The organism is Steroidobacter gossypii (assembly GCF_016801985.1).
GTDB lineage: Bacteria > Pseudomonadota > Gammaproteobacteria > Steroidobacterales > Steroidobacteraceae > Steroidobacter > Steroidobacter gossypii.
Window position 1 is genome coordinate 371568 of the sequence record NZ_JAEVLS010000008.1, and the last position, 13064, is coordinate 384631.

At 62.1% G+C, this 13064-nt stretch carries 4 protein-coding genes; all 4 read left to right on the forward strand.

Annotated features, from left to right (window positions below):
* The first annotated feature begins 9 nt into the window (after positions 1-9).
* Entirely contained in the window at positions 10-10407 is a 10398-nt protein-coding gene (locus tag JM946_RS27915) for an SDR family NAD(P)-dependent oxidoreductase (protein WP_203170722.1), read from the forward strand.
* Positions 10408-10557: 150 nt separating this feature from the next.
* Positions 10558-11922: a class I adenylate-forming enzyme family protein gene (locus JM946_RS27920; protein ID WP_203170723.1), complete on the forward strand. Its 1365-nt coding sequence runs from the start codon at positions 10558-10560 to the stop codon at positions 11920-11922.
* Between the two features lie 34 nt (positions 11923-11956).
* Complete coding sequence (locus JM946_RS27925) at positions 11957-12691, forward strand: SDR family NAD(P)-dependent oxidoreductase (RefSeq protein ID WP_203170724.1); 735 nt, start codon at positions 11957-11959, stop codon at positions 12689-12691.
* A 41-nt stretch (positions 12692-12732) separates the two neighbouring features.
* Entirely contained in the window at positions 12733-12987 is a 255-nt protein-coding gene (locus tag JM946_RS27930) for a hypothetical protein (protein ID WP_203170725.1), read from the forward strand.
* Positions 12988-13064 lie beyond the last annotated feature (77 nt).

Here is a 13064-nt window from a genome sequence, read left to right on the forward strand (position 1 = left end):
TCAACGACGATGGACCAGGACACGTTACAGGACCGGACCGAGACTTATCTGACGTCGCTGATCAGCGCGGCGGCACAGACATCCGCTGCGTTCGATGCGCAGGCGCCATTCGGCGAGCTCGGCGTCAACTCGTTCCAGGTGCTCAAGATCATCAAGCGGCTGGAGCAGGACTTCGGCGCCTTGCCGAAAACGCTGTTGTTCGAGAATTTCAACGTTCGGGATCTCGCGAGCTACTTCGTAAAGGCGCATGCGGCCGTGCTGGCTCAAAAGTTTGCAACCGAAACGGCCGCTCCTGTCCGCTCATCCGCGCCGCGGGTCGAGCTCACGGAAAAGGCGGCGCCGGCACAGAGCGCGCCGACCATCGCAGCCGCCGCGGCGCCGCCGAAGCTCATCGCGATCAAGCACCTGGAGAATTATCCGCAGCTCCAGCGGCGGCGCCAGGAAATCTTTCATCAGTACAAGAATGAGTCGTCGGTCTCGCGCGGCACCCAAGTGATCGCGCCGCTGCTGTTCTTCGGCGGCGAGCAGCGCGGCTATTTCAACTGCGGCCGCAGCAAGGACATCTTGCTTGCCTACGGGTACACCGGGCCGGCCGATCACTTCCTGTCGCTCGCCGAGCAACTGTATCGCTACTGCACGGACCGCGGACTGCAGTTCAATTTGTTTGCCGAACAGCCGTTGCCCGATATGTGCGGCAAGCGCTTTACCGCGACCCCGTTCGGGGTCATGCAGCGGATCGTCGACCTGCGCTCGTTCACGCTCGAAGGACAGAAGATGCGCCGTTTGCGCTATCAGGTGTCCAAGTTCGAGAAAGCGGGCGCGTGTCGCACCGAGGAATACCTCTGTGGCAGCGACCCGCAAAAAGCGCAGACGATCGCGGCCATCATCGACAAGTGGTGCGCTTCGCGCACGATGGTCAATCCGCTCATATATATCGTCAAGGACGAGATCCTCGCCGGCACACTCGCCCGCGAGCATCGGCTGTTCCTGACCTATGTCGACGACGTCATGCAGAACGTAATTCTGATCTCGCCGATGGCGGCGGGCGAGCAGGGCGATCGTCGGGGCTATCTGATGGACCTGGAGTTCTACGGCGCCGACATGCCGCTCGGCGGCCTGGAGTTCGCGATCGTCAATATCGTCAACACGCTGCTGGCCGAAGGCTGCGACGTGTTCAGCATGGGCGGTACTTACGGCTGCAAGTGCAGCGACTCGCCGACTGCCGATGCCGAGATCGAGAGCGTGCTGAGCGATCTGCGGCAGCAGAACATCTTCAACGACGAAGGTAATCTGCAGTTCAAGAACAAGTTTCGTCCCGAGAACAAGAATATCTTTCTGTGTCGTGCGGCGGACGCCGGCAAGGCGGACAACGTCATCGACATCATCATGATGATCGCCGATCCGGCGCTCACGCAGGCCGATGATGTCGATGGCGTAGCTGCGCAGACGCAGCCGCCAGTGGCAGCCGCGATCGAAGGCAATGGGCGCTCGCAGGCGCTGGCCGAAGCCGGGTTCAATCCGCACAACCTTCCCACGGAGCACGTCGATTTCGACCTGAAGACGGATTCGTGGGCGCAGCTGCGACTGCCGGCCATCGAAAAGCAGACGTCCACTCTGTTGGGGAGATTGCAGCAGCCCGTGAACGTCAATTCGGCGCTTCGAGAGCTGTTGCCGTTCAATCATTTCGTGCTGACGGAATCCGGGCGGGCGGCGGAAGAGGTTTTCTGCCGAGCATGGCAGAAGCAGGGGCGAGTGCCCCAGAACGTGCTGTTCCCGAGCACGATCTTCCATCAGATCGACAAAGGCTTCGAGCCGCGGGAAATGCCATGCGCCGCGCTGTTCGATCTGCACGCCAACGCGTTGTACAAGGGCAACTTGGACGTGGCGGCGCTGCGCGCGGAGCTCGAGCAATACAGTGCGAACATCGCCTATGTCTGCATCGAGTTGGCAAACAACGCGGCGGGCGGCGGGGCGGTTTCGTTATCTCACCTGAAGCAAGTGAAGGCGTTGCTGGAGCAGCACGGCATTGCATTGGTACTGGATGCAACGCGCGTGCTGGAGAATGCGCTCGCCCTCCTCGAGGACGATTCCGAGTGCCCGGGCAAGTCGCTGTGGCAAGTCGCGACTGACCTGTTGTCGCAGGCCGATGCTGTTGTCGCGAGTCTGGCCAAGGACTTTTGCGTCAACAAAGGCGGCCTCATTGCGACCAATGATCCGGCGCTGTACGAACGGCTGCAGGCATTGCTGCAACGGGACGGCAAGGGCCTGGACGTGATCGATAGAAGATGTGTCGCGCTGTCGCTGCGGAATCAAAAGTTCATCGAGAGCCAGGTGCGTCGGCGCGTCGCAGCCGTGCGCTCATTGCAGCAGCGGCTGCTCGACTGTGGCGTGCCGCTGGCGAATCGGGCGGCGGGCCATTGCGTGCTGATCGATGTCAAACAGATCCCGGAATTCCGCGATCTCCAGGCGCCGGTCGCTTCCTTTGTCGCGTGGTTGTATCTCGCCACCGGCATCCGTGCAGGAGCGCACAGCGTCGGCATGCAGCAGCATCCGGCGTTGAGGCATCTGGTGCGTCTGGCAATCCCGGTCGGGCTCAAGCACGAGGAAGTGCAGGCGATCGAGGAGCGGCTCGCGGCAGCCTTTGCCAACAAGGTCAACATTCCTGATCTGAGGCCCGCTGGCGGACGCGGCGAGCACGTCGGCGATCTGCACGCGAGCTTCAAGCTCGACCGCTATCTGCACCCGGTTGCGACAGTCGCCTCGGGCACGACTGAGCCGGTCGTCGGTGCGCCGAGTGCGAAGGAAACTGCGCTCCCACGCAATGCAGATCGAAATGGGAGTGGCGTCGGGGAGATCGCGATCGTCGGCATGGCCGGACGATTTCCCAAGGCCAGAAACATGGCTGAGTTGTGGCAGAACCTGGCGCAAGGCGTGGATTGCATCAGCGAGCTTCCGCAGTCGCGCTACCTGCGGCGGCGGCAGCGCGATGTGCTCGGCAAATATCGCGGCGGATTCATCGAGGACATCGATCGCTTCGACTCGCTGTTCTTCAATATTTCACCCCGAGAAGCTGCAACCCTGGATCCGCAGGAGCGCCTGTTCCTCGAAGTGGCGTGGGAGGCGCTGGAGGACGCGGGTTACTACCCGGAGGCGTTCGAGAGCGAAGCGCTCGGTGCACGCCGCGTCGGAGTTTTCGTCGGGGCTGTCTGGGCGATGTATCAAATGGTGGGCGCCGAAGAGCGCCTGGCCGGCAACGATGCGATTGCCAACTCGTTTCTGTGGAGCGTCGCGAATCGCGCTTCGTATTTCATGAACTTCACTGGCCCGAGCATCGCGGTGGACACGGCATGCTCGGCCAGCCTGACGGCGATTCATCTTGCCTGCGATGCCATCCAGCGCGGCGAGTGTGCGGCTGCCATCGTCGGCGGCGTCAATCTGGACGTGCATCAATGCAAACAGGAGATCACCGTCGCGGGAGGATTGCTTTCTGCTGATGGCGCCTGCCGTGCGTTCGGCCGCGGCGCCAGCGGCTACGTTCCGGGCGAAGGTGTTGGAGCGTTGGTGCTGAAACCGCTCGCGCATGCGCAACGCGATCGAGACAATATCTATGCGGTAATCAAGAGCTCCGCGATCAATCATGGTGGCCGAAACAGCGGCTACGCGGTGCCGAATCCGAAGGCGCAAAGCAACGTGATCGCGGCGGCTCTGGACCGGGCCAACATCGATGCCCGCAGCATCGCGTACATCGAAGCGCATGGCACCGGTACCGAGCTCGGCGATCCGATCGAAATCGCCGGCCTCAATCAAGCGTTCGAAAAGAACCAGGTCGCTTTGCAAAGCTGTGCGATCGGATCGATCAAGACCAACATCGGTCACTTGGAAGCGGCTGCCGGTATCGCGGGGATGTGCAAGGTGCTCCTGCAGATGCGCCATCGGGCGCTGGTGCCCTCGCTGCATTCCAATCAGCTCAACGAGCTCATCGACTTCGCGAATTCACGCTTCCGTGTGCAGCAACAGCTCGCACCATGGGAACCCAAGCAGATCGATGGTGTGCGGCAGCCGCTGCGTGCGGGTATCAGCTCGTTCGGAGCGGGTGGCTCCAATGCCCATGTGATTCTAGAGGCGCACGAACTCTCGGACGGTGCAGCGAGCGAATCGCCGCAGGATGGCGGCTCGCGGATCATTCCGCTCTCGGCACGCAACGAAGAACAATTGCGTCAAGTCGCCGGTCGGCTCGAGGCGTTCATCAACTCACGTCGTGAAGATGCAGCTGCGCCGACGCTCGACGACATCGCGTTCACGCTGCAGCTCGGCCGCAAATCCTTCGACTACCGCGTAGCGATTGTCGCCAGCAGCATCGATCAGCTGCTGCAAAGGCTGCAGGCCTTCCTGAGCAACACGCGCGACGATCAGATCGTGATCGGGCACGTGAAGAATGCCGAAGGCATTACCAAGCTGCTCAGCCGCAAAGAAAAAGAAACATTCGTCGACCTGCTGGCGCAGTCGCGCGAGCCGCTGAAGCTGGCGCAGCTGTGGATCGACGGTCTGTTGCCGGACTGGCAGGGCGCGCAGATACAGACGGCCGGGCGCCGCATTTCGCTGCCGACCTATCCGTTCGCCGACAAGCGTCATTGGCTGGGCAACGCTGGGATCGTAAGTGAAATTGCCGGCGCGTCGAGCCGAACGCTGCACCCGCTGATCGACACCAACGAATCGACGTTCGAGCGGCAGTTGTTCCGCAAAACATTCACCGCCCGGGAATTCTTCATTTACGACCACTTGGTCTCGGAGATCCCGACATTGCCGGGGGTCGCCTATCTGGACCTCGCGCGCAAGGCAGGCGAGATCGCCGCCGGACGCAAGGTGCACAAGATCAAGAACATCGTCTGGGTCAGCCCGCTGACGGTTCGCGATGGGGTTGCCAACGAAGCCTTCATCGAATTGAAACCGGCGGGCGACGCCGTGGCCTTCGAGGTGTTCAGCGAGCGTCAGGACGGCGGCCGGCTGTTGTATTGCCAAGGCAAACTGCACTACGCGGGCGCCCACCAGCCTGCAGCCGATGAATATGTCGACATCGCCGCGATACGCGCCCGCTGCGCCAAAGTGATGGATGGCAGCAACGCCTACCCGCTGTTCAAATCTCTGGGCCTGGATCTCGGTCCGGGCTTCCAGGCATTGCAGGAGGTCTATCGCAATCCGCAAGCGGGTTTCGAAGTGCTCGGTGCGCTGAAGATCCCGAGCGGCGGCGAGTTGCGATTCGAAGAATTCGTGCTGCATCCGTCGTTGGTCGATGCATCTTTCCAGGCAGCGATGGGCGCGCGTCTCGCGGATGCGGGCGGCGAGATGTTCGTGCCGTATTCGCTCGGCGAGGTCGAGATCCTGCATCCGCTGACGCCGGCTTGTTACAGCTACGTCACTGCAGTCGAAGACGGCAAGAAAGCATCGAAGCTGTCGAAGATGAATGTGATGATCGTCGATGAGCTCGGCAAGGTGCTGGTCAAGGTGCGTGACTCAGTCGGCGTGCCGTTGCTCGACGTGCACGCCAAGCCTGCTCACAGCGAATCCGCGCCGACACTTCCGTCGGCGGGCGCGGAGGGAGAGTTCTCGACGCTGTACTACGGCACGCATTGGCAGCCGTCGCTGCTGCCACGAACAGAAGCGGCTGCGGCCACGGCGTGGACGGTCGTGCTGTTTACACCCGATCGAGCGTCTCACGACTCATATCGCGAGCAACTCATCGCGACTGGCGATGGGCAGACCGCATTGGTCGCGGTGTACGCTGGAGATGCCTTCGCCCGAATCGACGAGCGCAGCTATTGCGTCAATGCCGGCAATCGCGACGATTTCGCGACGTTGTTGTCATCTCTGCAACGGGACTTCACGACGCCAATGCAACTGTGCTTCGCGTGGTCGGCGCTGCCTGCCATCGCGAACGATGAGGACGACGCCGTCGAACGCACGGTCGAGGCGCTCGATCGCGGCGTCCACGCGTTCTTGAACCTGTGTCAGGCCATCATTGCGCAAAAGTGCGAAAGCGAAGTGCGCCTGCAGTATGTGCACTTCAGCGCGCCCGGCATATCACAACCGCACAACGATGCAATCCAGGGTTTTGCAACGATACTGCGCGCCGAGAGTCCGCGGTTGTCGTGCAAGGTCATCGAGTTCCAACAGCCCGAGGCGGCGTTCGACTCGACAGTGGTCGCGGCGCTGACGAACGAGCTCTCCGACGACACCAAGGCGCTTGCGATTCGATATTGCGACGGCAAGCGGCACTTGCGGCGGATCTCCGCTGCGCCGACGGTATCCGTGACTACGGCCGATGAGGCCGCGATCAAACATCGCGGTGTGTATCTGATAACCGGTGGCGCCGGCGGGCTGGGATTGATCTTCGCCGAGTACCTGGCGAAGCAGTTCCAGGCGCGGCTGATGTTGACCGGACGCAGTCCGTTGCAGGCCGATGTAGAGACGGTGTTGAATGGGCTGCGCGGAGCTGGGGCCGAGGTGCTCTACGTCCAGGCGGACGTCGCCAAGCGCGAAGATGTCGACGCGCTGGTTCGGGCCTGCATCGAGAATTTCGGCGCACTGCATGGTGTGATTCACAGCGCGGGCGTGCTGCGCGACGCTTACATCCGCAACAAGACTCGCGAAGAAATGCAGGCGGTGTTCGCGCCGAAGATTCTGGGCACGCTGCTGCTGGACGAAGCCACTCGCCGAGTGCCGCTCGACTTCTTCGTCATGTTCTCATCGCTGGCGGCACTTGCCGGCAACGCCGGTCAAAGCGACTACTCGTTCGCGAATCACTTCATGGATGCATTCGCAGCCCGGCGCGATGTGCTCGCACGGCGAGGGGCGCGTCACGGCAGGACATTGAGCCTGAACTGGTCCATCTGGGCCGAAGGCGGCATGCGGCTGGACGAACAGACCGCAACGTTTTTCCGGCGCAACCTGGGGATCAAGCCCCTCGAGCGGGAGGTCGGCATCCAGGCGCTCCTGCACGGCTTGAACAGCGACGTTCCGCACCTGGCCGTCGTGCAGGGCGTGAGGGAGAAAATAGAACGCGCATGGGGAATCAGCGAGATCGAGACGCCAGCGGTGCCGCAACGAACAGCGCCGGCGAGGATGGCGAGTGGCCCTGCCGCAAGCTCCGGCGATGATTTGACGTTGACCGTGCAGAATACGCTGTCGCGCATCGTGATGGATTTCTTGAAGCTGGACGCGGACGATCTCGATCTCGACAAGATCCTGCTGGACCTCGGCTTCGATTCCATCGGCCTGACTTCCTTCAGCAATCTGGTCAACGAGCAGTACGGGCTCGATGTGACACCCGTGCTGTTCTTCGAATATCCGAGCATTCGGGAGATTGCGAAGCACCTGGCCAGCGAGCATCACGACCAGATCGCGCGGGTGCACGGCCAGGCCGCGCCCTCAGCAACGGTTGCATCGGCAAATCCCATCGCCGACGACGCGCCCGTCGCATTCAAGAAGAAATGGAGCGCCGAGGAGGCGCAGCACGCTGCGCCGGTCACCAGCGGCGGTTTCTCTGCCGAACGCCGCTTCATCGAAAGACCGATCGCAATCGTTGGCATGAGCGGCGTGATGCCGCAGGCCGACGATCTCGACGAGTACTGGGACAAGCTGAGCAAGGCCGAGAACAACATGGTCACTCTGGTGCCGGCAGATCGCTGGAGCTGGGAGGACTATTACGGCAATCCGCTCGCGGAGAAGAACAAAACATTGTCGAAATGGGGCGGCTTCATGCGGGAGGTCGACAAGTTCGATCCGCTGTTCTGGGGCATTTCACCGCGCGAGGCGGAGATGATGGACCCGCAGCAGCGCATTTTCCTGGAGTCGGTCTGGGGCGCGATCGAAGATTCGGGTCACAAGGTTTCGGAGCTGGCCGGCACGCGCACGGGCTTGTTCGTCGGCGCCGCGACGCGCGATTACATCGACCTGATGGCGATGAAACAGGCCGACCTGGACGGCTATTCGGCCTCCGGAACCTCGCACGCGGTGCTGGTCAATCGTATTTCGTTTCTGCTGAACCTGCATGGGCCGAGCGCGCCGCTCGATACAGCCTGCTCCAGCTCGTTGGTGGCGCTGCATCGGGCGATCGAATCGATACATACCGGCAGCTGCGACATGGCGATCGTCGGAGGTGTGCAAGTCATGCTGACGCCTGCCGGTCACATATCGTTTGGCGCCGCGGGCATGCTCGCGGACGACGGCAAGTGCAAGACGTTCGATGCGCGGGCGAATGGATATGTGCGCGGCGAGGGCTCGGGTGCGATCTTCATCAAGCCGCTCGACCGGGCCGTGGCCGATGGCGATCACATTTATGCAGTGATCAAGGCGACGGCCGAGAATCACGGCGGCAAGGCAACGATGCTGACGGCGCCGAATCCGAACGCGCAGGCCGAGCTGCTGGTCGAGGCGTACGACAGAGCCGAGATCGATCCTCGCAGCGTGAGCTACCTGGAGTGCCACGGAACGGGCACGAGCCTGGGCGATCCGATCGAAGTCCAGGCCATGAAGAAGGCGTTCGCGGATCTGTATCGCAAGCACCAGCTGCCGCCGGCGAGCAAGCCGCACATCGGGCTCACATCCGCGAAGACTAACATCGGCCACCTCGAAACCGCCGCGGGCATCGCGGGCATCTTGAAGGTGCTGCTGTCGATCAAGCATCGACAGATTCCGGCGCTGTTGCATTTCGAGAAGTTGAATCCCTATATCAACCTCGACAACACGCCGTTCTATCCGGTTGCGAGGACCTGTGCCTGGGAGCCCATCCTCGATGATAGCGGCAAGCCTTATCCGCGCCGCGCGGGCATCAGCTCGTTCGGATTCGGTGGTGCGAACGTGCACGTCGTCCTCGAGGAGTACTCGGAATCGCAAGTGTCGGCACACGGTCGTCCGAACGGGCCGTACCTCATTGTGTTGTCCGCCAAGCACGAAGATCGCTTGCGGCCCTACGCCGAACGACTGCTCACGCATCTCGAACGGCACGACCTCGTGATGGCAGACCTTGCGTACACGCTGCAGGTCGGCCGGGATGCGATGCCCGAGCGCCTGGGGCTCATCGTCGACACGAAAGAGGAGCTGATCGAGCGACTGCAGGCGTTCATCGAAGGTGACGCCGCTCGCGCGAACGTGCAGCTTGCCAGCGTGCGCCGCAAATCCGACGGATCGACCGATGGCAGGGCGCTTCGCCACTCGCTGGAGAACCGCGACTTGCAGGCGCTGCTGGGCCTGTGGTTGGAAGGGCATGACTTCGATTGGCAGCCGATGTATGCCGGATACAAGCTCAGACGGTGCTCGCTGCCCACATATCCGTTCGCACGCGAGCGCTATTGGTTCGGCGTCAATGCAGACAAACAAAGAGCGTCGTCGGCAACACAACAGACCGTTCATCCGCTGTTGCATCGTAACGTCTCGGTGTTCGGTCGGCAGTCGTTCGCATCGGACAGTGTGGTGCTCGAGAAATCGCTGCGTGGGACAGCTCTGCGGCCCGAAGCCGGACTGCCGGACCTGCTGCCGGTCGAAATGGTAAGGCTGGCGGTGCGTGAATCCCTCGGCGACCTTGGAAACAAGGCGCGCATCGAATTGCGTTCCCTGGCGTGGGCGGGCTTCGAGCCCGCGACGCAGGGCGGCACCATCTCCGCGGATCTATATGCAAACGGCGACAGCGGCTTCGACTTCGAGGTGAGGACCGCGGGCGCGGACGGCGAGTCGATGCTGTGCGAAGGCGTCGGCCACTACGAGGCGAGCGAGCATCCGGACCGCATCGATCTGCCCCAACTGCGCACGTTGTTCCGTGGCGAAGTCCACGACGCCGCCGACTTCTATGGCGCCTTGGTCGAGGCAGGCATGGTCCGCGACCGCCTGCCGGATGGGGTTGTCGCCTGTCGTCGCGGCGAGCGACAGCAGTTGCTCGAATTTCGCTTGCCCGAGGCGGATGGCGCAGTCGATGCGGCCGGTGCGCTGGACACCTTTGCGTTGCTCTCGCTCTCGCACCTGGCCTGTCTCGACCATCTGGCCGTCGGCGGCGTTCCACCGTCGGCAACGACCCTGCTCGCACTGGAACGTATCGCGTTCGCCTCGATCGGTGCTCGTGCAGGCGTGATCTGGGTCCGGTCGGCACGCGGCGGTGGCCGCTACGACGGCCGTGCCGTGATCGACATCGACGTGATCGATGCAGAAGGTCGCGTGCTCATCAAGATCAAGGGCCTGATGATCGGCTACGCGATGACGCCCGACGCCGAACGCGTGCACGACGAGGAGTTCGCCTCGATGCTCGAATCGCTCTACGCACCAGGCCGCGCCTCGACGTCTGGCCACACGGCACGGCGTGTGGCGAGCCTCGAATTCGAGGATGCGCTCGACGCGATCTACGAGGGGGATGCGACCTGATGGGCATCGCGACGACGCTGCCAACGCGGGCAGGCAGAGCCTGCCAAACCCAGGTTGACTCGATTGATCAATCTGCCTTCGGCTTGAAACTACTGGTCCGGACAATCGGCTGATCCACCCGCGTTGCGGGCTTCGAACACGGGGCGTTGAATGCAAAATCTGGCGACACTCATCGAGGGTTGGGCCGATCACACCGAGGGCACGGCGATTGTCTGTGACGGCGCGACGCTCACCTATGCTCAGTTGCACGCGAGAATCTGTCACTGGCGGAAGCAACTGCAGGTGGCGGGCATCGCCCCGGGCGCATGCATCGCACTGCGCGGGCAGGTCTCCGGCGACATGATCGGGCTGCTGTTCGCGCTGGTTGAAAACGCGAACGTCGTGGTGCCCTTCCTGTCCGCCAGCAACTTCGAAGTGGAAGAGGCGCTCGAGACCGCCTGCGTCGATGGCGTTTTCGAATTTTCGAATGACGGCATCAGTCGGTACACGCACTGTGGCTATGGCCGAAGTCATCCGCTGCTCGATCGCTTGCGCAGCGAACCCAAGCAAGCCGGGCTGATCCTGTTCACCTCCGGGTCCACCGGCAAGAACAAGGCCTCGGTGCATCGTTTCTCACGATTGATCGAACATGTCTTGCAAAAGCCTGGGGCTGCCTACCGCACACTCATTTTCCTGATGTTCGACCATATCGGCGGCGTCAACACGCTGTTGCATGTGCTGTGCAACGGCGGCACCGCGGTTTTTGTCGCGGATCGCTCAGTCGCCACGGTGTGTCATGCGATCGAGTCGCAACGCGTTCAGCTGCTGCCGACGACGCCGACCTTCCTCAACATGCTTCTTATTTCGGATCAGCGCCAGGGCTACGATCTATCGTCGCTGGAGTTGATCACCTACGGCACTGAGCCGATGTCGCTGGCGACGCTCAAGGCATTGAACCAGGCCATGCCCGGCGTGCGTTGCAAACAGACTTATGGACTCACCGAAGTCGGCATCCTGCCGACTCGCTCGGAGGACGCGAGCTCGACTTGGATGAAGGTCGGTGGCCAGCGCCATGAGACCCGAATCGTCGACGGCGTCCTCTGGATCCGAACCGACGCAGCGATGATCGGCTATCTCAATGCGCCATCTCCCTTTGATCAGGACGGTTGGCTCAACACCGGGGACAAGGTGGAGGAGCGCGATGGTTACCTGCGCATCCTCGGGCGCGAGTCGGAGATCATCAACGTCGGCGGTGAGAAAGTTTACCCGAGCGAGATCGAGAACCTGATCCTGCAAGTGGAGAACATCAGCGACGTCGTCGTCAGTGGCAAGGCAAGCGCGCTTACCGGTCAAGTGGTTTTCGCGACGGTACAACTGATCGTGCCCGAGCCGACGGTACAGGTTGAGCGGCGCGTGCGTGCACATTGCCGGGAGCATCTGCCGGCATTCAAGGTGCCAGTCGGTGTAGGGGTTAGCGAAGACCCCATGTTTGGCGCGCGTTTCAAGAAAATTCGTCGCCCGGCGCGCACAGCGTAGGACGATGTCATCAATGCCAAATGGGAGCTGGCAAGTGCGGACTGACAAGCGAGTGGTCATCATCAGCGGCGGCAGCCGCGGACTGGGGCAGGCGTTGGTGCAAGACCGGCTCGACGCGGGCGACATCGTTGCCACGTTCAGCCGTTCCAGCAGCAGCTTCATCGATCAGCTGCGTAGCGCCGATCCGGAGGGTGCACGTTTCCATTGGGAAGCGATCGACGGTACTGACCTCGATGGCGTCAGGGCCTTCGGCATGAACGTTTTGCGCCGGTACAAACGCGTCGATGCGTTGATCAACAATGCCGGCGTCGGCCTCGAGGGCCTGCTGACGATGACGTCGGAGCGCGACATTCATCTGGCACTGACCCTGAATCTGGAGTCGGTGATCGCGCTGACGCGTACTTGCCTCAAGGGCATGCTCGCGGGCCGGCGCGGAAGCATCATCAATATTTCCTCGGTCAACGCCCTCCGCGGTCACAAGGGCTTGGCAGTCTACAGCGCTACCAAGGCGGCACTGCTGGGACTCACGCGCAGCCTTGCGAGCGAAGTCGGACCACAGGGGATCACCGTCAATGCGATCGCCCCCGGATTTTTCGAAAGCGAGATGGTCGGCCACCTGACCGATGCTCAGCGTGCTCGCATCATTCGTCGGACACCGATGCGCGCCATGTGCACCACCCAGGATATCGTCGACAGTGCCCGTTTCCTGCTGTCGACGCGCGCCATCACGGGTCAGACCCTGGCGGTCGATGGCGGTTTCACGTGTTAACGCCCAGCCCCGTCGCTGGCCCTTCTGTTCAACCCGATTTCATGAAGACCATGAGCCAACACCAGCAGATCATCCACGACACGCTCCGTCGCGTTGCTGAGGAGGAGGGTGTACAACTCGGCACCATCAGCGATTCCAGCGCTCTCATCGATAACCTCGGATTCCGATCGCTGCATATCGCCCGCATTCTCGCGATACTGGAAATCGAGTTTTCCCGTGATCCATTCGCGAGTGGCGATGTGCCAATCACCGGCCTGCGCACGGTCGGTGATCTTTGTGCGGCCTACGAGCGCTGATCAAGCAAGTTGTTTGGAGACGATCGACTCGCGTGCCGACCACGTTGGCGGACTCGATGGTATCCATTGCAGCAGGA